Genomic DNA, 22,572 nt, shown 5'->3' with positions numbered 1-22,572 from the left:
GAGGAAAGGAGTGATTTCTCGATGGAATACGTACAATTCGGCAATACGGGAGTGGAGGTCAGCCGTATCGGCTTCGGCGGCGCGCCGGCCGGACTGAGAAATTATTTGCAGCCGTTCGAACCGGATGCCCCCGACGACCGTCAGCACATATTGGATGCGATTGACGCCGCGCTTGAGTCGGGTATCAACTACTTCGATACGGCTCCCGGCTATGGGAGCGGGAGAAGCGAGGAAATGCTCGGTTATGCACTGAGAGGGCACCGGGGCCAGGTGTTTCTCGCCAGCAAGGCCGGCCTGTGCGGGCCGGACGAATTGCGCCGAAGCGTGGAGAACAGCCTGCAGCGGCTGCAGACGGACCGGCTCGATTTCCTGCAGATTCACGGCACCAGTTATACGGATGACGCTGTCCGTTCCGTCCTGCAGCGCGGAGGCATGTTGGAGCAGATGCTGCGGCTGAAGGAGGAAGGGCTGGTGCGGTTTATCGGCTTCACCAGCGAGGATAACAACGCGGCCGTATATGAATTTATACGGAGCGGGCAATTCGACATGATGCAGATTTGCTATAACGTATGCATGCAGCATCCTTACGACCCGAATCGCCCGTTCGGCAGCATGCTGGAGGCCGAGAAGGCAGGCATGGGCATAGCGGCCATGCGCACGACCAGTTCAGGCTTGTTCAAGCGCTGGATGAACCTGGTGGACCCGAATAACCGGTTCGATTATACGCGTGCCCTCATTCAATTCGTGCTGTCCAATCCGCATGTGGACGTCGCGTTAATCGGTATGCGGACAGCCGGCGAGGTGCGGGAAAATGCTGCAATCTGCGATGATACGGCGGGGAGGGTGAATCTGCGTGAATTGTTTACCTACTACCTCCAGTAACGCTTCCGGCTCGGCTGATTCGGGGCTGCATGTAACCGACGCTTATATGCATATCGGGGTGCCGCGCTTCGGCTCGCCCGACCATCTGCTCCGGGCGCTGGACACTTACCGCATTTCGCAGGCAGTCGTCGTCCTCGGCCCGTTAGTGCCGGATTTGCCCAGCTTGTTCGAGGCAATGCGCCGGTATCCGGGCCGGGTCCGCGGCATCGGCATCCCGTTCGGAGCCGATGCCGCCCAGCGTCTGGAGCTGGCACGGATGGAGGTGAAGGCCGGCGTCCTCGGCATGCGGCTGTCTTATGAGGAAGGTCTGGAGACGCCCGGCATGCTGGAATTGCTTGGCGACAACGGACGATGCATCTATGCCTTGAATCCGGTCGGCAGTGCCCGCTCAGCCGAAAGCTATCTGGAGTGGCTGTCCCGCTACCCGGATTCGTTTATTGCGGCGCCGCATTTCTTGAAGCACGGCTTCGGATGGGAGCAGCGGCAGCAGCTCGACAGCAGCTGCATTGCGCTCATGCGGCATCCGCGCTTTTATGCAATCTTGTCCAGACAAGGGGGCAACGGTACGAATCAGCCTTATCCGCATGCCGACTATGTGACATGGGTTGAGTTCGTCCTTCTTCATTGTGGATGGGAGCGCATCCTATGGGGGAGCGAATTCCCGGTGTTTCTATGGCGCAACGAGACCTACGCCCAATGCTTGTCCTGGCTTGCCCGGCTGCTTCCGGAGACGTCCCCAGCGCAGCTTCAGGCTTTTCATGCCGGTAATGCCAAGCGGCTGCTGTTCAATAAACAGACGGTTCCTCCGGGGACGCATGCCGCCATCCCGGAATGGCTGGAGGAGCAGTTCAGCATGGTTCGGAACCGTACGGTTCCTTTGATTCAGAATACAGCGCTGGAGCTTCCGGGAGACTTATACTTCATGCTGCTGGACGGTTATATGCAATCGGAAATGGAGGGACAGGAACGGACGTTTAACGATTACTTGACATCGGTACTGTACGATATTCTAAATAAGAGGTGAGTGTATATGAGTAAATCAGCTTGGGTCAGCCGAAGGGGCAGAGGCATCCATCTAACCATCCGCGATATTGACTGCGCGAATTTCGACGCGGAGCAGATGGCGAAGGATTTTCATGAGATGCATGTATCTTATTTCAGCTTTTTTGCAGGCGGTTACGTGACTACCTATCCTACGAAGCTGGATGTACAGCGGGAAAGCCCGTATTTGCAAGGGCAGGATTTGACCGGAGCGATTGTCAAGGCTGCCCATCGTTACGGTATCAAAGCTGTCGCCATGATGGATCTGGGCATATTGCCCAAGAAAGCGGCCATGCAAAATCCGCATTGGTGCTCGGTCGATCGTAACGGCAGATTGTATGAGTCAACGGATGGCTTCTATGTTACCTGCCCGCTTGGCGGGTATCAGAAGGACTATGCAGTCCGCATCGTGCGCGAGATTATTGAAAACTATGAGGTGGACGGCATTAAGTTTGGCGGAGCGAGCTACGGCTTCAAGTCGTCGGGTATCTGCTACTGCCGGAACTGCCGGACGGATTTCAAAGAAACGACAGGCCTGGATTTGCCGACAGCCATGAATTGGGAGAAGCCGGCCTGGCGCGAATTCACCCGCTGGAAAATGCAAAAGTCCGTCGCCTGCGTCAAATATTTGATGGACGTTGTAAAAAGCGTCGATCCCGACATGCCCGTCTTCGGTAACAGCGTATGCTTCGGAGATCCGGAATGGACGGTCGGATCTTCGCTGGACGTAGAGCAAATGTCGCGTTATCAGGATGCTGTTCAGGTGGAAGCGCAGACTCGCTTCAAGCTGGATGCGGCGGGCGAAGCCAGATGGCAGTGGCTGCGCTGGACTGGCGAAGAGGCCAGGTACATGTCGTCCGTTACCGATAAGCCGATCTGGGTCGTCGTATCCTATTTCCTGGCTTGGCCATGGAGAAGAAGCGCGATGACGCCGGTGGAGCAGAAGGTATACCTGGCACAGATTGCCGCTAACGGCGCTATGCCGATGGTCAATTTGTCAGGGGGGCCGCCGGCGGTGCACGAGGACCCGAGAAGCTTCGCTGCGATGAAGGAGCTGTTCGCTTTCCATGAGAAGCATAACGACTTTTATGAAGGGGATGCATCGGCAGCGAACGTAGCTATCGTCTATTCTCAAGATACGCTGCTGTTTTACGAGCCGGGCAACCCGCACAGCCATGAACAGTATGTGGAATGTATCCGCGGTGTAGAGCAGGCGCTGCTGGAGGCGCACATTCCTTTCGATATTATATCGACCCAGACGCTGTCGGATGATGTGCTGAGCCGGTACCGGACGGTGATTCTGCCCTCATTGGCCTGCATGAGCGAGGAGGCGGCCGATGCGGTCCGGCGTTATTCGGCGGCAGGCGGCGGGGTTATCGCTACGGGGGAAACCTCCCTGTACGATTTGGATGGAAACAAGCGGAGCGAGTTTTTACTGCAGGATGTATTCCAGGCGGTTTATAACGGGGTTACGCTGCCGGTGAACGGGCATCTGACGAAGGAAGTCGCCCAGGCGTATATGAACGTCCGGGAGCCGGATCATCCGCTCCTGCAAGGTCTGGAGCTCACCGGCGTTCTGCCGGCCGGCGGGGATTATTGCGCACTGGAGTTGCTTCTAGGTGCAGCTTCGGTGCCATTGACCTTGTCCGCGCCTTTCCGTGTCTTCCCGGAAGGTCTCGCCTATACGGACGAACCGGAGAACGGAGCGCCGATGGCAGTTGCGAACGAGCACGGCGCGGGCGGCAGAACGATCTATTTCCCGAGCCGCATCGATCGGCTGTTCTGGCAGACCGGCTTCCCCGATCTGAAGCAGCTGATCGTGAATGCGGTGCAGTGGACTACCCAAGGCGATATACCTCTTACCACCGAAGCGCCGGTTACCTGCGATATTTCGTTCAGGCGGAAGGGCAACAAACGGATGGTGCACCTTGTGAACTTGACCGGAGGAAGAAGGGTGTTCAACGAGCTTGTTCCGCTGCATAATCTAAAGGTTGGCATCAAGGAGACCTCCGTAGCTGCTGCCTATCTGCTCTCAACGGGGGAACCGCTCGAGCTCACATTAGATCAAGGAGTGGCACAAGTCACGGTGGCTGTACTGCAGGATTACGATGTCGTCGTTTTTGAGCTGCAGCAGCCGTAAAATTAAGGAGACTGTCCATGAGATAAGCTGGCGAGATTCAAGGTCATCCGGTTCGTCCGGATGGCCTTTTTTTGTACAGCGTACCGCAATTTCCCCCCGCTAACTAAGGTCATCAGGGTGCCTGGTAACTTATATTTCTAGTCTTGCGCATGCTGAATTCACCGCCCGACAGTTCTGTTGGGGAGGAAATTATGATAAAGTGAGGAGCGAATACACGTTTTGTAAAATAATGAGGTGGTACAGGTTGAAGTCATTACAACAGCAATGGGAATCGTATTTCGGCTTTGTTAGTCTGCGGACGAAGCTTATTGTGGCCTTTACGTTGTTTATTCTCATACCGATTACTGGGGTGGGGATTTATGTCTACCAAAGCTTTGAGCATGAAATGACCTCGCAGATCTCCAAGATGACCTCAGACAGGCTGCAGCAGGTCAACCGGAACATTGAACGGAGGTTAAAGGAGCTGTCGAATGTTTCCAGATCCATAGTTCTGGACGAGCGCATGCGGGAGATGCTTCAGTCTCCGCCTAAAACCTCGAAAGAAAAGCTGCAGTTTTCCCATTTAGTGGATAAAAAATATTTGGAAGTGACGACTTCGATTGCGTCCGACTCCATTTATATAACTCTTTTTGACAATTCAGGGAATTTGTATACAAATTGGAACAGCTACGTCACGACCAAAGCCGATATCAGACAGGCTCCCTGGTATGCCGCAACGGTAAAGCAGAACGGTTTTATGGTTTCGGCACCTTGCAGCAGAACAACTTTGTCAGTCCGTCGAGTTCTGATCTGATGACCTTATCCATGGTTGTCAAAGCGGAGAATCTAAAGGATAATTTGGGGATGTTAGCCATAAGCGAGCCGGTGACACCTTACCTTGATATCTTGAATCCGGATGCTGCCTTTTCGTCAAGTCTCGGGTTTATTGTCGACCGGAACGGCGCTATTCTAAGCGAAGATCCCGTACAATCAACGAATATATATCACGCTATTCAACCGCTTCTCGAAAGCAGAGGGGATACATTTCAGACACATATCGGAAAAAACATGTACATCGTGGGAAGCTATGTCGTTCCGATTACCGGCTGGCGTGTAGTACAGGCCGTTCCCTATTCGGACATGCTTAAAACGGTTCTTAGAAACCGGAATATCGCGATTGTTATTCTTATTGTGTGCCTGACTCTTTTTGCGGGACTCATCATCGTTATGACTTCTATGCTGACAAAACCGTTAATTAAGCTGAGAACGGTCATGAAAAAAGTTGAAAACGGCAACCTGGATGTGATTTACCCCGTCACCACACGGGATGAAATCGGTTTTTTAGGACAAAGCTTTAATAGTATGCTGACTGATTTGCGCAGCAAAATACAAAATGAGATCCTTTTGGAGAAAAAGAAAGAACAGGCCCGGCTGGAGGCGCTGCAAGCGCAGATTACTCCGCATTTTCTTTATAACACGATGAATACCATCAAGTGGATGTCCGTCATGTCGGGCAATAAAGAAATTACAGAGATGCTGATGGCGCTGGGGCATTTGCTGAATACCAGCATACATCGGGGGCAAGAGGTTATTCCTCTGCGCGACGAAATGGAGAATGTCCAGTATTTCCTGACGATTCAAAAATACCGGTTTGGGGACACGATCCGGATTCTTTACGATATTGATGAAAGCAGCCTTGATGCGCTCGTTCCCAAATTATCGCTGCAGCCTCTTGTGGAAAATGTTTATCAGCATGGCCTTTTTATTGAGCAGAGCGGTATCCTGCATATCCGGGCGCACAGAAGGGATGGGGAGCTCCTTCTTATGGTCGAGGATACGGGCAATGGGCTGACCGATGAACGGCTTGAAGAGCTCCAGATTCAATTGGCGCAGGATCAGATCGGACCGAGCATCGGCCTTGCCAATGTGAATAAACGGATCAAGCTGATGTATGACGATTCGTACGGTCTGCAAATTGAGCGGGACCCGATAGACCAGGTGACCCGGGTCACGATTACGCTTCCTTACCGTGAGAGGGGGAGACATGCAAGTGAAGATGGTCGTTATTGATGATGAAGTGCTTGTGCGCAGAGGCATCCTATCGAGTGTGGACTGGGAAAGCAACGACATTGAAGTCGCCGGTGAAGCAGCGGATGGCCGCAGCGGTTTAGAGCTGATTCGCGCCGTTCAGCCTGACCTGGTTCTGACAGATATCAGGATGCCTCATATGAACGGTCTCGAAATGATGAATCAGGTTAAGGCGGAATTTCCAGATATCAGGTTCATTATTCTTAGCGTACTGGAGGATTTCCCGACGGTGCGCGAAGCGCTCAGGCTTGGCGCGGTGGATTATATGAATAAATTCCGGATGGATTCCGATGAATTGCTTCAATCTGTGCTTAAAATTAAGGACAGATTCGTTCCCAAGAGCGGCGCCGTGTCCCATGAACGGACGAAGGTGAAATCACAAACCGTGACTATGCAGGAGGATTGGCTGGATTGGCTGAAGGGTACGGAGAACGAGACTTATGACAGGCAATTCGAAACCGGAGGTCACTATGTTGTTGCCGAACTTGAATGTTACAAAGCGCGATCGGGACTGGGGATAAAATCAAGCGAGCTGGCCGGGATGCTCGATGAATATGCGCTAAATGACAGCGGCATCATCTGCATGTTTATGCACGAGAATCGTTCTGGCTGGACACTGCTTTGCCGCATGATAGCCCAGGCTCCGTTCGAGGAAGAGTCAGCGGGCGCGGCTCTGAAGTGGATGGAAGCGTTAAGGCATGCCTGCAGGGATATTTTCAGCTGTGGAATCAGTCGCGTGTTTAAGCGGGGAGCAGATCGGACCGAAGCCTATCGAGAGGCGCAGTCTGCGCTCAGTCTTGTATTTTACCGGGGGAATGGCGTGTATGCCTATACGCCGGAGCTTAGCACCGGCACACTTAGCGATGCAGCCTTCATGGAGATGGGGGTCTTTAGACAGTATTTACTTCACTTGGAAGGGTACGATGACGATGCGGCAGCCAAAGCGTTTCAAGAGCTTTTTCCTGAGACCCTGAAGGAAGAAGTCAAGATAACGGAAGTTCTGGATGCAGTCCACTCCTGGGTATCGTCGGTGATTCTCGTACTCAAGGATTGGGGCGGACAGGTTCCAATCAGTATGCATCAAGAATCGGTCTTCGAACAGCTGCGCAGCAGAGGCACCTATCACGAGCTTCGCGTTTGGTGCTACCAGCTGCACCTGCTTGCAAGAGAGATGGTGGTCGATCTCAAAAAAGCTGCTCATAATCGACCGGAAGTGCAGCGGGCAATGGATTACATCAAAGAGCATTATGCTGAACAAATCCGGGTTCAGGATGTTGCGCAGGTTGTCAATCTGAGTGAAAACTACTTCAGCAACCTTTTTACGAAAGAAGCGGGAAAAACGTTTTCTCAATATATACAGGAGATACGAATTGAGAAGGCAAAAGAATTGCTTCGCGGCAGACGACTGGAATGGTTTGAAGTCGGAGAGTTAGTCGGGATGGAGAATCCGAAGTATTTTTCTAAAATGTTCAAGAAGTATACGGGCTGTACTCCCATTCAATATATGAATCAAAATAAATGAAATAGCATGATCAATGACTTAAAGAAATCGCATGGGCCTCAAGCAAGGGTCTATGTGATTTTTTCATTTTGTAGAATCGTGTCTTCTTCCAAAAGAATCGTATCTTCCGTATGTTTACTATAAGCTGAAAACGGTTATTTTCGGGTTTTTGTGTCCATTTTCCCCGCAATTGTTGGTTTAACTTGTAAAGTCAATGAATTACGATATTAGACGTGGACAACAACAAGAAACAGCGGAAAGGAGCGAGTTATGAACGCATACAGAAAGGAAGCATTTACAGGTTGGCTGTTTATTCTTCCGGCATTAATAGGATTCGGGCTATTGACGGTAATTCCCATTTTATTTTCTTTAGTCATTTCCTTTACGGATTGGAACTTTATGGAGGGGTTAAAAGGGATTCGTTTCTCCGGCTTTCACAATTACACAGAGATGTGGTCAGATCATTGGTTTACTGACAGTCTAAAAAACAATCTGGTCTTCGCAGTTACGACCGTGCCGCTCATTATGATTTTTTCTCTGCTGACTGCTGTAGGTCTGAATCAGGGCGTATTCTTCAAAACGCCATTGCGAATGATCATCTTTATGCCTTATGTGTCGAGTGTTGTGGCCGTTTCCCTTGTTTGGGCGCTTTTGTACTCCCCCAGCCAAGGGCCGATTAACCAAGTTCTCCGCGACATAGGTATTGAACATCCGCCAGGGTGGCTTTCCGATCCCAAATGGGCACTGACCGCCATCATTATTATGAGTGTTTGGGCTGCGATTGGTTACAATATGGTCATTTATTTGGCAGGGCTTCAGGCGATTCCGAAAGATTTGTATGAAGCATCGAGCATTGACGGGGCAGGGAAAGTCAGACAATTTTTCAGTGTGACGATTCCGCTGCTGTCGCCGACAACTTTCTTCGTGCTCATCACCTGCATTATCCATTCATTCCAGGTGTTTGCCGCTATCTTCATGATGACGCAGGGAGTAACCCGGAACTTCTACTTCGGTATTAACCTTCTATATTTATCAATCCGGCTTCAGCTTCTATAAAATGGGTTATGCGTCAGCGATGGCTTGGATATTGACATTGATCATTTTCCTGGTCACCATTGTTCAATGGATCGGCCAAAAGCGTTGGGTTAATTACTAGAAGGAGGAGACAGGCATGACGTGGCTCAAGAACAATGGGCTGAAGCTGTTCATTACCGTTTTACTCGCTGCGGTAGCGGCGACAATGCTGCTGCCATTTCTATGGATGCTGTCCACATCGTTGAAAAAACAAATTGATGTTTTTCATAATCCGATGATTTGGATACCTGCTAAGATGCAATGGAATAACTATAAGGAAATATGGTTGGGCTCCCATCCTTTCGGTCTTTATTACTTTAACTCCATTAAAGTAACGGTATTTTCCGTCATTGGTGCGGTTATCATTAGTTCATGCACAGCTTATGGTTTTGCGCGGTTTGAATTTAAAGGGAAAAATTTTGTGTTTCTTATTTTTCTGGCGACTATGATGGTTCCCGATCAAGTCACATTGATTCCTCGATTTATATTGTTCAACTATTTAGGTATCTACAATTCACACTGGGCGCTCATTCTACCGGGGATCTTCACAGCCATAGGCATTTTCTTGCTGCGCCAAACGTATTTAACGATTCCGGGGGATTTCTCTGAAGCGGCGAAAATGGAAGGCGCCAATCATTTTCAAATATGGACGCGCATTTTCATTCCATTGTCCAAGCCGGCGCTGGTTTCGTTAATTATTCTTAGTTTTACGTGGAATTGGAATGAATTCGTAAATCCGCTCGTTTTTATTACAAGCAAGAAATTATTTACCGTCCCGTTAGGACTTACTAACTTCGTGGATGATTCCGGTACCAATTATCCGCAAATGATGGCTGCCGCAGTGAGTTCTATTTTACCAGTGATTGCGGTATTCTTATTCGGCCAGCGCTGGTTTATTCAGGGAGTGGCATCGTCTGGGGTCAAAGGCTAAAAACATATACAGAGAGGCAGGCTTTACAAAATGAAGAATAAACAAATGATAGGACTCGTTCTTTCCGCAAGTCTTGTAACGATGGGATTGGTTGGCTGCGGTTCGAATCAGACAGCAGACAATGCAGCAGGCAGCGGGACAACCCCCGGCAAAGTCGTGAAGCTTAAATTTTGGGGAGCGGTTCCGGAAGAAAGCGGACCAAAGAAGCAGTAGATAACTGGAATAAAGCTCATCCGGATATTCAGGTTGAATACGTGCGTTTTGTCAATGATGAAGCGGGGAATACGAAGCTGGAAACCTCACTTATGGCAGGCGGCGAGGTCGACATTTTCATTAACTACCGTATGGATAAGCTGGTGAAGCGGATCAATGCGAATATGGTAGAGCCGCTGGACGCTTATATTTCCAAAGACCAGTTTGATATGAATGATAACTTCGGCGATAAAGCGGTTACGAAATTTAACGGCAAGTCCTATTATATTCCTGCAATCATTTTGAACGACTTTGTTTCCCTTAATAAATCTTATTTGGATGAGGCCAAGCTTCCGGTACCAACGGAATGGACTTGGGATCAATATAAAGAGTATGCGGTGAAATTGACCAAAGGTGACGGCAATGATAAACGCTGGGGGTCTTTTGTCGGCAATCTGGAGCCCAAAATCTATGAATGGATGGATAAAACGGTAAAAACAGAGCTGGGACCCAATGCATTCTACAAGGATGATAAGGCTAGCAATCTGGATAACCCTGTATTCAAATCGTACCTGGATACGATGGTGGATATGGAGCGGAATTTAAAGGTACAGCCTCCTTATTCGGAAGCCAAAACGTCCAAGCTGCAGGGAACAAGCCTGTTCCTCTCAGGTAAAACCGCAATGGTTTGGAACGGAACGGCAGGCATTCGCAGCATTAAGAATACGAAGGACTTCCCGCATGATTTTGTCACGGCGTTTGCACCAACACCCAAGATGACCGCTAACAGCAAATTTATTGGAGGCGGCACGGGTTATCTTGACTTTACCACCATTAATGCCAATTCAGAGAATAAAGAAGCGGCTTGGAAGTTCTTGCAATGGTACGTGACGGAAGGCAATGAGCCGCTTATTTCCAGCGGACGGGTTCCGGCTTGGAAAAAGGTAGACAAAGAAAAGGTAGCCAAGCTTGTACTTGGCGATAACCCGGAAAAACTGTTTGATGTCGAATCATTCAAGAGGGTCGTTTTCGCGGATGTGGAGTATGTGAACGATACGCAGTTCAAAAACTTGGCTGAAATCCAGAAGATTGTTGACGAGGAAGGCGAACGTGCCTTAATTGGTGATAAACCTACGGCGGATGCAGTCCAAAGTATGAAAAAACGGGCAGATGACCTTCTGGCCAAAAATTAAAGGAGTGAGTAACTATGGACACAACCATCTATCATTATGAAGTTGCCGTCATCGGCGGCGGCCCGGCCGGGATTGCAGCAGCAATTGCTTCAGCACGTTCCGGCGTCAGTACGGTGCTCGTTGAACCGAGCTCTTTTCTGGGAGGAGCCGGTACCGGCAGCTTGGTCCGGACCCTGGATGACGAATTATTTTCAGGATCGTCAAGTCATAAGCGGGGTCTTTCAAGATGTTGTCGATGAATTGGTTGCATATGAAGGCTCAACTGGCACGGTCAAGTGCCCCTATGATAAGCCCGGCTCCACACAGGGAACAGGCGGATATATTACTCCGTTCGATGCAGAAATATTGAAATTTGTTTTAAACAAGCTTGTGCTGGAGGCCGGGGTTAAGCTGCTGCTGAATACGTATGTGGATGAGGTGCGAACGAAGGACGGCAAGGTGACGGAAATCGGGATTCGTAACAAATCATCCAAAGACATCATCCGCGCAAAGCAGTATATCGACGCGACGGGTGACGGCGATATTGCGGTATCGGCCGGTGCGAGCTACGAATACGGCCGCAGTGCAGATGGATTGGCACAGCCGGTTTCATCCCTGTTCAAGATGAGCTATGTCGATCTGGACAAGTTCATCGACTACACATTAAGCCATCGGGACGAGCTGGTTTGGGTAACCTATCCGATTCTGCCTGACAACCTTCCGGCGCACTTTGCCAAGCGTATGGTCGCACTCAGCGGATTCAACCGCGCCGTGGCCGAAGCGAAGGAAAGGGGGGAGCTGAATGTCGGCCGTGAGAGACTGACGTTGTTCTCCGATTATCGCGACGGCGATGTGCTGTTTAACGCAACCCGGGTCAACCGCATTGATGGCACGAACAATCAAGAGCTGATTCGCGCAGAAATTGATCTCAGACAGCAAGTCATGTCCGTCGTGGCCTTCGCCCGCAAATACTTGCCGGGCTTCGAGCGGGCTTCCTTATCCAGCGCCGCTTCCCGGGTAGGTGTAAGGGAAACGCGCCGTATTATCGGCGATTACGTCTTAACCCAGAATGACGTTCTGCACGGAGCCAAATTCGAAGACAGCATTGCTAAAGGCTGCTTCCCGGTCGACATTCATAGTCCGCACGACCATACCAACGTCTGGACAGAGCTTGACGATGCCTACGATATTCCATACCGCAGCTTGCTTCCGGTCAATCTGGACAATTTGCTTGTAGCAGGGCGTTGTATTTCTGCTACGCATGAGGCGCTGGCTTCGACACGAGTACAATCCCACTGCATGGCGATTGGCCAGGCGGCTGGCGTTGCGGCTGCAATGGCAGCCGAGCAGAATGAAGTCACGCGGGGAATTAATATAAGTCAGCTGCAGGGAAGACTGCAAAGTCAAAGAGCAATTATTTAGTAAGTTCCTACATCATCACATATAACCTAATTAAAGCGGCGGCAGCATTGAATAACTGCGCCGCTTTTTTGTTACATACGAGCATTAAAAGCCATGGCGCATGCCGGACGATTTGCGTCAAAAACAAGGAGAAATGAGCTGCGCTTCAGAGGCTGCATAAAACAATTTAAATTTGATGTTGTTTTAATATAAAAAAATTATTAAAATAATGGTTAGGGTGAAAGATACGACGCTTTTGCCTTAACTTTCGGATTGCATGGATGAGCGTTATCGAAATATTTGCTGTGTGTTCAATATTACGGTATTAATGAACCAGAGATAGAGCTGGACATAAGCCTGGATAAGAGTTGTTAACAGCAACTTTTTATTTAGGCTTTTTTTGCTCCCATTCTCAGGTTACAACTAATTGACGAAACGAGGGAAGCGCACAGATGGATATCCTTAAACAAGCAATTGTTTGAAGAGATGATTCTATTTAATCGAAATAAGGCATTAAGATAAAAAATAGGGTAAATAGAATACTGCATTTTTACCTAAACCGAGGATGGATTTTTTGGATAATACAAAAAAACAATCCCAAAATGAAATTGCAAGCTACATAGGAAGATTGCTGAGAGAGGCTTTTGGGAAAGTAACCACAATCTATTTTTGTTAGTATCAGCCGCCCATATATTGTCATTTATTTGCGGAAATTTTTGGCGCCGACAGAACAAATCCTGCTTCAGCAAGCTCAAATCCTCTCGATTCTAAATACTAGAGACCTTGTGATGAAGTCGTTGATTCCTGAAATTAAAGCCTACTTATTGCTGCTGACAGGTATGAATATAGCAGAGTTTTATTATGATTGGGGAATGCATAACCATTCCGGGATTTTTGTCGGTATCGAATCAGGAGGGGAGTATGTAGAAGCCGCACCAGAAGAGTATGCGGGGCAAAAAGAGCTGCATCAAGAAATCGGACACATCAGCCAGCAGGTTCAAAAGAAGCCGGATGCAATCTACTCCTGTATGCTAAATGAAAGAACGCTCCTCGTCATCCGCGAAGGCATCCTTATAAACATTGGGAAGGAACTGATGCGGCTGGGGTTTGAAGAAAGCTTAAAACTGGCCGAGCGTAATCTCGAAATGAAATATTTGCGCAGCAGCCATAAAATACAGCAAATTTTAAAGACCGAAATAGCAGACGTTTTTGCCGATTGGAATTTTTGTTTGGATAAAAGCGTCATCGTGTTTATTCTGAATCCCGTCAATTAATTCCCATGCAATGTGAACGTTCTCTTTAAGGCCATCCGTCATGGATGGCCTTTTAAAGTTTGCCGCCAGCCTCCGTACGGAGACGCTTGCTGCAAGATGAGGGCTGCTTATGGAAGTCAGTCCAGCTTGGCAAAAATCCGGATGATTTTGTTGATCGCGAAATCAAGATCCAACAAATCATCTTCATCCAGTTGGCCGATCCGGCTGGAAAGCAATTGCTGGAATCCCTCCCAGTGCTTCATGACCTCGGTTGTCCCCTTTTCCGTAAGCATGAGCTTGACCGAACGCTTATCCTCGAGGTTTTGCGATTTTGACACGAATTCATGTTCTTCCAGCTTATGAATGAGAGGAGTCAATTGCTGCTTGGAAATGCGGATCCGCTGAGCCAGCTGTGTAACGGAAATTCCTTCCCTGGCGTGCATCATTTCTTCCAATATATGAATTTGCAGATGAGTCAGACTCGAGGCTTTCTTGGGGCTTGACGCGAGCTTGTTATAGACCAAAGGCAGGAGCCGGACGAAGTCTTGAGAAATTTGTTCGGGCGTGGCATTCATTTCGTACACAATCCTTTATTATTTATTTTGTGAGGTTGACATTATGTAAATGATTATTTACTATTACGTGTAGTAATAGATTGAAATATGATTATTATATCATGGTATCTGGGAATTCTCTTCATTTTAGTAAAAAATAATTTACTATCTGTTGAATAGGGTAAAGGAGCGTGGAAAGCATGAACGGTGAAGGATTGACGTTCGGAATTTATCCGATGAGTGTGGCCGGCACACCTGTCGGATTGGCTGTCGGCCCCCAGGATGACGATGGTGCCATTCAATCGGCCCTTCAGGAGCTGCGCGGGAAAAGCAAAATGCTGCTTCCAAGAAATTACTTAATTTACACGGGACCTGAAGCCGAATCGAGAACTATAGAAGTGGCGGACCGGTATCTTCATTCCGGGTTATTGGGTGACCTGGTCATCGGATGCCTGCAAGAGCCGGACATCGATATGCATCTTTGGCTTGCTTTTGTCCGCAAAGTAATTCACCGGTATGGCGCTAGCCTGGCTTCGCTTCAAATCACGAACGAAGCCAACCTGTCGTTTATGGAAGGCTCCAAGCCGTATGCGCTGCAGGCGCTGGTGGAAGGGGTTGTCGCCGCCAAGAAAGAAGCAGTGCGCGTCTGCCCCCACGTAAAGATAGGATTCGGATCCGTGCCCGACGGCCCCATGACGCTCCCGGATTTTTGGGAAAGCCTTGCGAAGCTCGGAGGGAAGCCGTTCGTGGATTCGGTCGATTTTGTCGGCCATAATTTTTATGTGGATGTATTCGAGGAGCCGCTCGATATTGCGGAAATACCGGCTAGCGTTGAACGGACGCTTCGTCATTTAAGGGAAACCAACTTGAAGGCTCTTGGTATCCCTGCATCTATCCCTATACGGGTTACGGAAAACGGCTGGCCTACCGGAAAAAATCCATTTGTCCAGCTGGAAAGAACTTACGAGCATCAAGCGGCCGTGCTGGAGACGGTTATACGGACCATTTACAAGCTTCGCCTGGAGCTTCATATTACGCATTATGAGCTTTTTGGGCTCCGCGACGCCGACAGCTCGAAGGATGATCTCTTCTATCAATTCGGAATTATGCGGGATGATTATACCCCCAAACCCGCTTACGACACGTTTAAGCAATTAATATTTGAGCTTGGCAGCGACTCATCCGAACGGCAGTAGCACCGGGTCCTGGCAGAGTTGTAAGGAAACTGCTTCATTGCAGGTATGATTTGCTCCAAGGCCGGCAAAATAAAACGGAGGTGGCATGACCTCTCATGTCATACCGATCAGGAAGCCAAGAGGCCAAACGGGGGAATCGATAGTGAACAAGTCAAACGCCCTGCATGAAATGCTGGAGGTTCATGAAATTGTCGCCTTTAAAACGGTTGGATTAACCAAATCCAAGACGATGCAGGCTTTGGTGACAGATCCCGAGCTGAAGCTTATTTTACAGCAGGATGCTGCCATGTCCTCCAAGCACCTGTATGAGCTGCGAGCTTTATTGACAGAAAGCCAAGCGGCTGTGCAGGATATGAACTTAAGTCTGTAATGCCGTACCGCCATAAGGCAATGCAATGGAATCCCAGGCACCGTTGAAAAAGAGCCTGAATAAAAGTTGTGTATCCAACTTTTGTTCAGGTTCTTTTTCTAGTCATTGAAAATAATTGAAAATAACGTGACAAAATATTGTGTTTACTTTATGATATGATAAGTAATATTTAGTTGTCTATGGAAGAGGGATGTGTCTATGCCAAAACATGTAACTATGCAAATGATCGCTGATGCTTTAAATACGACAAAAAACACTGTTTCTCAAGCTTTATCGGGGAAACCGGGAGTTAGCGAGGAAACGAGAAGGAAGATTATCGAGTGCGCGGAGCGCATGGGTTATAGGTACCAGCAAAAGCAGAGCGTCGTCCAGCGGGGCTATATCGGGCTGGTGGCTACCGAATCTGTCATCCAGCACAGTGGTTTCTTTGCCGAAATATATTTGGGTATCGAAAAGGAATTGAAGGCAAGGGGATTCCACTTGCTGGTCAATACCATTCAGCAGGAGCAGGTGGAACAGCTTGTGCTGCCGCCGTTCATTACCAACTCGGATGTGGATGCGGTCATTGTCTTGTCTCAATTGGATAAAGCCTATTTGAAGAAGCTGGAGACGTCAGGCATCCCTTGCATTCTGGTCGATCACCATTACCCTGGCTGCAAGATGGACTGCGTATTGACGAATAACCGTTACGGAGCTTACCAAGCGGTGGAGCAGCTTATTGAATTGGGGCATTCCGCCATCGGCTTTATCGGATCGGTAGATCAGTCCCCCAGTTACATGGAACGCTATGAAGGATATTTGACATGCCTTCGTGAGCATAATATAACGGCGCAGGAATCTTTTATGCTGTTGAAGCATTCCCACACCGAAGCGGAATTTACCCGTTATCTGGATAGCTTGGGCGAATATCCGACGGCATGGTTTTGTTCCAACGACATGTCCGCGTTTTTATTGATGCAAAATTTGTCGAAACGGGGGATTGTGGTCCCTGAAGATGTCTCCATATGCGGCTTTGACGATATTCCTTTAGCGTCGATGTGCCACCCCTCGTTAACGACGATGCGGATTGACAGGGTTCATTTCTGTGAAAGAGTGGTAGATAAGCTGTTCTGGCGTCTGGCCCATAAAACCGATCCGGCTGAAGAAATACTGCTTCCTGCCGAGCTTATTCTACGAAATTCGACAAGAATTACAAAACATTCTTGACAAGCTTTTGTAATGATGATTTAATATCAATATCACGTGATTAATTAATTTTAGTAATTCTTCAATAATGTAATTCCACACCATAATTCATGCTAACTGGAGGCTTTATGAAAAAAATAACAGCATTGCTGCTTTCCACCTCTATGGTCTTGACGCTTTCCGCTTGTGGTGGAGCAAAATCCGATGATAGTGCAAATGTAAGCGGTGGCAAGAAAGTAACAGTTGACTTCTGGTCGGCACCGAATACGAAGCAAGTGGCCTTCTGGAACAAGATGGCGGCCGATTACGCGAAGGATCATCCGAATGTTGAAATTAAAGTAAGCCAAATGCCGGAAAGTCCGACATCGGAAGCAGGCATTCAATCCGCTATCGCTTCGGGTACGGCGCCAACCATGTCCGAGAACATTACAAGAGGCTTCGCGGCTCAATTAGCCGAGAATAAAGCGATCGTGAATATTGGTGAAACGGATCAATTTAAAAAAGTTGTAACCGACCGGAAGATGGAAAAAACGATCAACAACTGGAAATTGGCGGATGGCAGCCAATATGTGATGCCGGTGTTCTCGATTTCGGATATGATCGCTTGGCGTACCGATATTTTGAAAGAAATCGGTGTCAACGAACCGCCGAAAACGTACAGCGAAATGCTGGCTGTCGGCGAGAAGCTGAAAGCGAAATACCCGGACAAGTTCCTTTATTTCAATGACAGAATTTCGCAGCCTACTTATTATTTCCGCTGGACGGATTTCTTCATGTTCTACAATGCGGCCACGAACGGCAATATGTTTGTTGAAGGCAACAAAATGGTTGCAGACGGCAAAGCCGCAACCGATGTATTCTCCTTCTTCAAAAAGCTGAGCGATAATAAATATTTGCTGTCGCAAAAAGCGAACGATGCTTTCGAGACGGGCCTTGCCGTCAGCCGCTACCTTAGAACTTCCGATGTAGCTACATGGAAAGACAAATTCCCTAATTTGAAATTCGGCGAGAACTATGCAGTTGCCCCTGTACCTGTACCGGACGGCGTAAGCACTGCGGACGTGAAAACTTTTGCAGATGCTAAAGGCTTGGTCGTTTACGCAAGCGCGACGAAAGAACAGCAGGCGGCGGCTCTCGATTTCATGCAATGGCTGTTGTCCGATGCGAAGCATGACTTGGAGCTTATGCAAGCAACGTATAATACACCGGCACGCGATGATGTGGATATGAACGATACTTTTAAAGCATTCCTGGATGAAAATCCTGCGATCAAAGTATTCGGGCAGCAGGTACCGAACGGTATTCCGACAATGAACAGTCCGAAAATGGTTGATATTCATACGATCCTTGGGGAAAAAGGCGTGAATCCTATTGTAAACAATGGGGCGGATCCGGCTGCAGCTTGGGCTCAAACGGAAACGGAAATCAAAGCGGCGCTCAGCAAAAAGTAAATTTATTCATGATTAAGGGAAGATGGGGAGAAACTACATGGAGACCACAACAAAGATAAATATAACCAGACATATCAAAAATCCTTTAATTACACCTAAAGACGTCAAGCCTTTAAGAGACGATTTTACGGTAGAGTGCGTATTTAATGCTGGCGTTGCCCGCTATAAAGATGAAGTGATCCTGCTTCTCCGCGTTGCGGAGCGGCCTAAACAGGAGGACGCGAACAAGCTTCGCGTTCCGATCCTGAGACAAAAGGGCGATACCTTCGAAGTGGATATTCACACGCTGGACCGCAGCGATGCAGCCTATGATTTCTCCGATCCAAGAAAGGTGAAGCAAAAGGATATAGATACTTATGTGTATCTGACTTCAATGTCTCACCTGCGACTGGCCCGCAGTAAAAATGGAGTGGACTTTGTCGTAGAAGAAAAAGCTTTTATTTTCCCGAGCAACCGTTACGAAGCCTTCGGTACGGAGGATTCCCGCATTACTTTGCTGGACGGCGTGTATTATATCAACTACACCGCCGTATCGGACAAAGGGATCACAACCGCTTTAGCCAAAACGACCGATTTTGAATCCGTTGAACGTATGGGCATTATTTTCACGACGGAGAACAGAGACGTGACGATTTTCCCTGAGAAAATCGGCGGGCAATATTTCGCGCTTCACCGCCCGGTACCGAAGCAAATCGGCCGCGCGGAAATGTGGACAGCGACCTCGCCTAACTTGACTCACTGGGGAGAGCATCAATTCCTGATGGGCGTAGACTCGGTATGGGAGTCGCTGAAAATCGGCGGCGGCGCGGTGCCTTTCAAAACGGAAAAAGGCTGGGTAGAAATTTATCACGGCGCAGATCGTACGAACCGTTATTCCCTTGGGGCCGTTCTGCTTGATCTGGAAGATCCGAATAAGATTATTGCCAAGACCAAGGAGCCGATCCTTGAGCCGGAAGCCATTTATGAAGTGGAAGGCTTCTTCGGTAATGTCGTCTTTACGGACGGTGTTCTGTTCGAAGACAATATCGTGAAAATTTACTATGGCGGTGCGGATAATGTCATTGCCTTGGCCGAGATTCATATTGAGGAATTGTATCGTGCGCTCGGCGTTTAAGGCAGGGTTAAAGAGGTGCTCAAATGGTAAAAAGTAATCATAAACTGGGCTGGTTGTTCGCCAGCCCTTATGTTATCTATACGCTTATTTTCTTCTTGTTTCCGCTAGGCTGGTCCGTCTACTTATCGTTAACCAACTGGAATTTGATTTCCCCGGAATACGATTTCGTCGGCATTCAGAATTTTACGGACATGTTGAAGGATGAGCGGGTGCACGCCGCCTTCTGGGTCACGTATAAATTCATGATTATTCTGATCCCGATGGCGCTGGTATGCTCGTTAATTCTTTCGCTGACGGTGTACAGTTTGCCTAAATTTAAAGAGGTATTCGCGATCGGCTTCTTCCTTCCCTACCTGGCGTCTGGAGTAGCGAGCGCCGTTGTGGCACGCGGGTTATTCTCGTATAACAGCCCGGTGAATGAATGGATTCGCAAAACGTTTCATACCAACATCGATTGGTTCGGAAGTCCGACGCTTGCCTTGATGATTCTTTGCGGCATGATCACCTGGAAGCTCTCCGGCTACTACGCGCTGCTGCTGCTTTCGGGACTTGAGAGCACGCCGAAGGAAGTGCACGAGGCCGCCTTACTGGACGGCGTGACCGGCTTTAAGAAATTCCGTTTGATCACGCTGCCTATGATCTATCCGCAAATGTATACCGTTTTGATCCTGGCGATCGGCGTCGTATTCCACATCTTTACGGAGCCTTACGTATTGACCGGCGGCGGACCTAACTTGGCTACGAATACGTGGCAGATCGAAATCTATAACCAGGCATTTACCCGTTTGAGCGCAGGCTATGGTACGGCCATTGCCGTCGTCAACGCGTTGCTGACCTTCATCACGGTATTTATCTTCCGTACGCTATTAGAGAAGTGGGGTACAAAGAATGGCTGGTAAACGTCTTAAAATGACTCTGTTGTACTGCTTCGCGACTGTTATGCTCCTGATGAACGTGTGGCCCTATATCTATATGATATTGTCCTCGCTGGCGCCATGGGATCAGGTCGACCGCAGCTTAATTCCGACGCATCTCACACTCCGGTCGTATACATGGATCTTCACCGGGGGAGACAGCGGCGCGGCCAGACCTTGGCTTAGCGCGCTGTTCAACAGCTTTGTCGTAACGATCAGCTCGACGCTGCTCATGCTGTTCTCCGCCGTGCTTGTCGGGTATGCGATTACAAAGCTGAAGTTTAAGGGCAGCAGGGCCGTGAATACGATTATTTTGTTCCAAATGTTTTTCCCGGCTGTCATTATTCTGGTGCCTACGTTTATGATCGTCAAAGAAATGGGCTTAACGAACAGCTACTTAGGCATGATTTTGCCGAAGTCCGTCAGCCTGTGGGCGATTTTCATGTACACGAACTATTTCAGGGGAATCCCTAACGAAATGATCGAAGCGGCCAAAATGGACGGCGCCTCTGAAATGAGAGTCGTATTCCAGATTATTATGCCGATTGCCAAGTCGATCACAACGATTCTGTTCCTGTTCTTGTTTATGGAGAGATGGGTGGAGCTGCTCTGGGATATGCTCGTTGTCAAAAGCGAGAAGCTGCTGACCTTAAACGTCATGCTGGCCCAGATGTTCGGTCCGTATCAGGATTATCCGGGACCGCTGTACGCGGCTTCGGTTGTTCTAACGCTGCCGGTGCTGATCCTGTTTATTCTGTTCAGTAAAAACTTCAAAGAGGGCATGCAGTTTGCTCTTAAATAGAAATGCAGCTTTGCTTTGCGCTGATGGCGTCGGCCCCAATTGGGCCGGCGCTTTTGGCATTTGGCAAGGTGAAAAGAGCAGATATGGTGACCGGGGCACTGCGCCGTCGAATGTTCTTCCGATCGCTGTTGCTCGCGGATTCCTGGAATGAGTTAGCTGAGGAGGGAATCCGCGAACAAAGGCGACCGCTGACGCTTCTCCAGAAACATTCGACGGCTCCGTTTCGGTTCCGCCGCCGGAGTGAAAAGCTTGGCTGCGCCTGCGGGAAACGCAGGGACCCGCTTGCCCAATGCTTTATAGGAAGTTAAGGATGTCCTTCGGTGTATAAGCCAACCTTGATGAACACATCGGTTCGAGCCGTTCAACTTGTCCGTCTCCCCAAGGCGCCGCAATGTATTATCCGGCATGCCGTTTTCCTTATCCCAAGGGACACCTAGATATATATTAACTAGCGTTTCCCGTTAGATTAGCTTTTTTACTTTTGCTTAAATACCGGTTAAAGTTTTCTTGCTTTAAAAACGAAGGACAAGGGAAACATTTTCGCGTTGAAAGCAGAATGATATCTTTGTTCAATTTCACTTTCCCTTTCAAGGGTTTGTTTATCCGTTTCTTCTATCATTTCCTCAATAATAAATCCTGCTTTAGATAAAGCGTTAACATACGTTGAGATTTTCCTTTTGCTGAATGCAGCATCAAAGCCGTATTTTTCAAACGTATAAAGATTTTCATCATAATAAGAGCTTTTTACTACAAGCTTATCTTCTTCAACATCCATACATCTCATAACCGGGTGATCCCAGCTAAATATAAAAGTACCGCCTGGTTTTAAATAAGACGCGATCAAATCGAATGTTTTTTGTAAATCGATCGTCCAGCCGATTGCATATATGGAATAAACAATATCAAAATAACTCAGCGGTAAGCCTGGATTCTCTTCCATGGGACTATTGAATAAACGCGCTTCATATCCATAATCTTGTAAATGACGGGTTGTCATCTCAATTTGCTGTGTTGATATATCAAGTCCCCAAAGCTCGGATGCATGATGGTCGCCAAGATATTTAAGAGAGTGACCGCTTCCACAACCAATTTCAAGAACTTTTTTACCAGAAACATCACCAAACAAATGTAAATCTTCTTCGGATGGGATCAAGCATCCGAGTGTTGGGAGCGCAGTTATACCGACCCATTTGTCAGTGGTACTATCCCAAAACTTTTTATTTAGTTCTAAAACCCCTTTAGTATCCAGAGTGTTTTTTCTTGAATTTAATAATATATTGTTCATTTAAACCTCCTCTTACTTCTTGGTTTCGAATGCTACCAATCGTAAAA

General features: G+C 48.3%; 22 protein-coding genes. 20 read left to right on the top strand and 2 right to left on the bottom strand.

The genetic code is table 11. The annotated features are described in order from the left end of the window. Nucleotides 1-21: 21 nt before the first annotated feature. From ACHHV8_RS22595 to ACHHV8_RS22535, 13 genes are all read left to right on the top strand, one after another. A complete protein-coding gene (locus ACHHV8_RS22595; RefSeq protein ID WP_395161712.1) occupies nucleotides 22-882 on the top strand; it encodes an aldo/keto reductase in 861 nt (286 codons plus the stop codon). Beyond that, nucleotides 854-1,906, top strand: a complete 1,053-nt coding sequence (locus ACHHV8_RS22590; protein ID WP_395161711.1) for an amidohydrolase family protein — start codon at nucleotides 854-856, stop codon at nucleotides 1,904-1,906. The genes ACHHV8_RS22595 and ACHHV8_RS22590 overlap by 29 nt, the downstream gene beginning before the upstream one ends. A 6-nt stretch (nucleotides 1,907-1,912) precedes the next feature. Beyond that, a complete protein-coding gene (locus ACHHV8_RS22585) occupies nucleotides 1,913-4,063 on the top strand; it encodes a family 10 glycosylhydrolase (RefSeq protein WP_395161710.1) in 2,151 nt (716 codons plus the stop codon). Between the two features lie 244 nt (nucleotides 4,064-4,307). Further along, nucleotides 4,308-4,856: a cache domain-containing protein gene (locus tag ACHHV8_RS22580; RefSeq protein ID WP_395161709.1), complete on the top strand. Its 549-nt coding sequence runs from the start codon at nucleotides 4,308-4,310 to the stop codon at nucleotides 4,854-4,856. A gap of 50 nt (nucleotides 4,857-4,906) precedes the next feature. Continuing rightward, complete coding sequence (locus ACHHV8_RS22575) at nucleotides 4,907-6,112, top strand: sensor histidine kinase (RefSeq protein WP_395161708.1); 1,206 nt, start codon at nucleotides 4,907-4,909, stop codon at nucleotides 6,110-6,112. Next, entirely contained in the window at nucleotides 6,087-7,652 is a 1,566-nt protein-coding gene (locus tag ACHHV8_RS22570) for a response regulator transcription factor (protein ID WP_395161707.1), read from the top strand. Before ACHHV8_RS22575 ends, ACHHV8_RS22570 begins: the two co-directional genes overlap by 26 nt. Nucleotides 7,653-7,901: 249 nt before the next feature. Further along, nucleotides 7,902-8,687, top strand: coding sequence for a carbohydrate ABC transporter permease (locus tag ACHHV8_RS22565; protein ID WP_395161706.1), 786 nt, complete (start codon nucleotides 7,902-7,904; stop codon nucleotides 8,685-8,687). Between the two features lie 115 nt (nucleotides 8,688-8,802). Beyond that, entirely contained in the window at nucleotides 8,803-9,636 is an 834-nt protein-coding gene (locus ACHHV8_RS22560) for a carbohydrate ABC transporter permease (protein WP_395161705.1), read from the top strand. Nucleotides 9,637-9,666: 30 nt separating this feature from the next. Beyond that, nucleotides 9,667-9,849: a hypothetical protein gene (locus tag ACHHV8_RS22555; RefSeq protein ID WP_395161704.1), complete on the top strand. Its 183-nt coding sequence runs from the start codon at nucleotides 9,667-9,669 to the stop codon at nucleotides 9,847-9,849. 41 nt (nucleotides 9,850-9,890) lie between these two features. Continuing rightward, nucleotides 9,891-11,021 (top strand): extracellular solute-binding protein, encoded by a 1,131-nt coding sequence (locus ACHHV8_RS22550; protein WP_395161703.1) that lies wholly within the window; start codon nucleotides 9,891-9,893, stop codon nucleotides 11,019-11,021. A gap of 14 nt (nucleotides 11,022-11,035) precedes the next feature. Further along, a complete protein-coding gene (locus ACHHV8_RS22545) occupies nucleotides 11,036-11,260 on the top strand; it encodes an FAD-dependent oxidoreductase (protein WP_395161702.1) in 225 nt (74 codons plus the stop codon). After that, nucleotides 11,199-12,422, top strand: coding sequence for an FAD-dependent oxidoreductase (locus ACHHV8_RS22540; RefSeq protein WP_395161701.1), 1,224 nt, complete (start codon nucleotides 11,199-11,201; stop codon nucleotides 12,420-12,422). Before ACHHV8_RS22545 ends, ACHHV8_RS22540 begins: the two co-directional genes overlap by 62 nt. 683 nt (nucleotides 12,423-13,105) lie before the next feature. Further along, on the top strand, nucleotides 13,106-13,675 hold the full coding sequence (locus tag ACHHV8_RS22535; protein ID WP_395161700.1) for a Na-translocating system protein MpsC family protein: 570 nt from the start codon (nucleotides 13,106-13,108) through the stop codon (nucleotides 13,673-13,675). A 116-nt stretch (nucleotides 13,676-13,791) separates the two neighbouring features. On the opposite strand, the gene ACHHV8_RS22530 is transcribed toward ACHHV8_RS22535, so the two are convergent. After that, nucleotides 13,792-14,229, bottom strand: a complete 438-nt coding sequence (locus ACHHV8_RS22530) for a MarR family winged helix-turn-helix transcriptional regulator (RefSeq protein ID WP_395161699.1) — start codon at nucleotides 14,227-14,229, stop codon at nucleotides 13,792-13,794. A gap of 179 nt (nucleotides 14,230-14,408) precedes the next feature. On the opposite strand from ACHHV8_RS22530, the gene ACHHV8_RS22525 reads away from it, so the two are divergent. The 7 genes from ACHHV8_RS22525 (at nucleotide 14,409) to ACHHV8_RS22495 (ending at nucleotide 21,240) form a co-directional block, all read left to right on the top strand. Continuing rightward, nucleotides 14,409-15,404, top strand: coding sequence for a hypothetical protein (locus ACHHV8_RS22525; protein ID WP_395161698.1), 996 nt, complete (start codon nucleotides 14,409-14,411; stop codon nucleotides 15,402-15,404). Between the two features lie 169 nt (nucleotides 15,405-15,573). Continuing rightward, complete coding sequence (locus ACHHV8_RS22520; RefSeq protein WP_395163593.1) at nucleotides 15,574-15,774, top strand: hypothetical protein; 201 nt, start codon at nucleotides 15,574-15,576, stop codon at nucleotides 15,772-15,774. A gap of 198 nt (nucleotides 15,775-15,972) precedes the next feature. Next, entirely contained in the window at nucleotides 15,973-16,980 is a 1,008-nt protein-coding gene (locus ACHHV8_RS22515) for a LacI family DNA-binding transcriptional regulator (protein ID WP_395161697.1), read from the top strand. A 107-nt stretch (nucleotides 16,981-17,087) separates the two neighbouring features. Beyond that, nucleotides 17,088-18,410 (top strand): ABC transporter substrate-binding protein, encoded by a 1,323-nt coding sequence (locus ACHHV8_RS22510; RefSeq protein ID WP_395161696.1) that lies wholly within the window; start codon nucleotides 17,088-17,090, stop codon nucleotides 18,408-18,410. Nucleotides 18,411-18,447: 37 nt separating this feature from the next. After that, nucleotides 18,448-19,524 carry a glycoside hydrolase family 130 protein gene (locus ACHHV8_RS22505; RefSeq protein ID WP_395161695.1) on the top strand — a complete coding sequence of 359 codons (1,077 nt, stop codon included), beginning with the start codon at nucleotides 18,448-18,450 and terminating at the stop codon, nucleotides 19,522-19,524. A 23-nt stretch (nucleotides 19,525-19,547) separates the two neighbouring features. Next, nucleotides 19,548-20,423: a carbohydrate ABC transporter permease gene (locus tag ACHHV8_RS22500; RefSeq protein WP_395161694.1), complete on the top strand. Its 876-nt coding sequence runs from the start codon at nucleotides 19,548-19,550 to the stop codon at nucleotides 20,421-20,423. After that, nucleotides 20,413-21,240, top strand: a complete 828-nt coding sequence (locus tag ACHHV8_RS22495) for a carbohydrate ABC transporter permease (RefSeq protein WP_395161693.1) — start codon at nucleotides 20,413-20,415, stop codon at nucleotides 21,238-21,240. Before ACHHV8_RS22500 ends, ACHHV8_RS22495 begins: the two co-directional genes overlap by 11 nt. Nucleotides 21,241-21,736: 496 nt before the next feature. On the opposite strand, the gene ACHHV8_RS22490 is transcribed toward ACHHV8_RS22495, so the two are convergent. Further along, nucleotides 21,737-22,525 (bottom strand): class I SAM-dependent methyltransferase, encoded by a 789-nt coding sequence (locus ACHHV8_RS22490; protein WP_395161692.1) that lies wholly within the window; start codon nucleotides 22,523-22,525, stop codon nucleotides 21,737-21,739. Between the last annotated feature and the right edge of the window lie 47 nt (nucleotides 22,526-22,572).

Origin of the sequence: Paenibacillus sp. TAB_01, assembly GCF_043945595.1 — a bacterium.
Taxonomy (GTDB): domain Bacteria; phylum Bacillota; class Bacilli; order Paenibacillales; family NBRC-103111; genus Paenibacillus_S.
This window is presented reverse-complemented; position numbering and strand designations above follow the sequence as displayed.

Excerpts from the sequence above, each read along its gene's own strand:
- ACHHV8_RS22585 (WP_395161710.1), top strand. The coding sequence starts at position 1,913 with ATGAGTAAATCAGCTTGGGTCAGCCGAAGGGGCAGAGGCATCCATCTA.
- ACHHV8_RS22500 (WP_395161694.1), top strand. The coding sequence starts at position 19,548 with ATGGTAAAAAGTAATCATAAACTGGGCTGGTTGTTCGCCAGCCCTTAT.
- ACHHV8_RS22510 (WP_395161696.1), top strand. The coding sequence starts at position 17,088 with ATGAAAAAAATAACAGCATTGCTGCTTTCCACCTCTATGGTCTTGACG.
- ACHHV8_RS22595 (WP_395161712.1), top strand. The coding sequence starts at position 22 with ATGGAATACGTACAATTCGGCAATACGGGAGTGGAGGTCAGCCGTATC.
- ACHHV8_RS22520 (WP_395163593.1), top strand. The coding sequence starts at position 15,574 with ATGCTGGAGGTTCATGAAATTGTCGCCTTTAAAACGGTTGGATTAACC.
- ACHHV8_RS22570 (WP_395161707.1), top strand. The coding sequence starts at position 6,087 with ATGCAAGTGAAGATGGTCGTTATTGATGATGAAGTGCTTGTGCGCAGA.
- ACHHV8_RS22540 (WP_395161701.1), top strand. The coding sequence starts at position 11,199 with ATGACGAATTATTTTCAGGATCGTCAAGTCATAAGCGGGGTCTTTCAA.
- ACHHV8_RS22545 (WP_395161702.1), top strand. The coding sequence starts at position 11,036 with ATGGACACAACCATCTATCATTATGAAGTTGCCGTCATCGGCGGCGGC.
- ACHHV8_RS22555 (WP_395161704.1), top strand. The coding sequence starts at position 9,667 with ATGAAGAATAAACAAATGATAGGACTCGTTCTTTCCGCAAGTCTTGTA.
- ACHHV8_RS22565 (WP_395161706.1), top strand. The coding sequence starts at position 7,902 with ATGAACGCATACAGAAAGGAAGCATTTACAGGTTGGCTGTTTATTCTT.
- ACHHV8_RS22515 (WP_395161697.1), top strand. The coding sequence starts at position 15,973 with ATGCCAAAACATGTAACTATGCAAATGATCGCTGATGCTTTAAATACG.
- ACHHV8_RS22490 (WP_395161692.1), bottom strand. The coding sequence starts at position 22,525 with ATGAACAATATATTATTAAATTCAAGAAAAAACACTCTGGATACTAAA.
- ACHHV8_RS22505 (WP_395161695.1), top strand. The coding sequence starts at position 18,448 with ATGGAGACCACAACAAAGATAAATATAACCAGACATATCAAAAATCCT.
- ACHHV8_RS22575 (WP_395161708.1), top strand. The coding sequence starts at position 4,907 with ATGTTAGCCATAAGCGAGCCGGTGACACCTTACCTTGATATCTTGAAT.
- ACHHV8_RS22560 (WP_395161705.1), top strand. The coding sequence starts at position 8,803 with ATGACGTGGCTCAAGAACAATGGGCTGAAGCTGTTCATTACCGTTTTA.
- ACHHV8_RS22525 (WP_395161698.1), top strand. The coding sequence starts at position 14,409 with ATGAACGGTGAAGGATTGACGTTCGGAATTTATCCGATGAGTGTGGCC.
- ACHHV8_RS22530 (WP_395161699.1), bottom strand. The coding sequence starts at position 14,229 with ATGAATGCCACGCCCGAACAAATTTCTCAAGACTTCGTCCGGCTCCTG.
- ACHHV8_RS22495 (WP_395161693.1), top strand. The coding sequence starts at position 20,413 with ATGGCTGGTAAACGTCTTAAAATGACTCTGTTGTACTGCTTCGCGACT.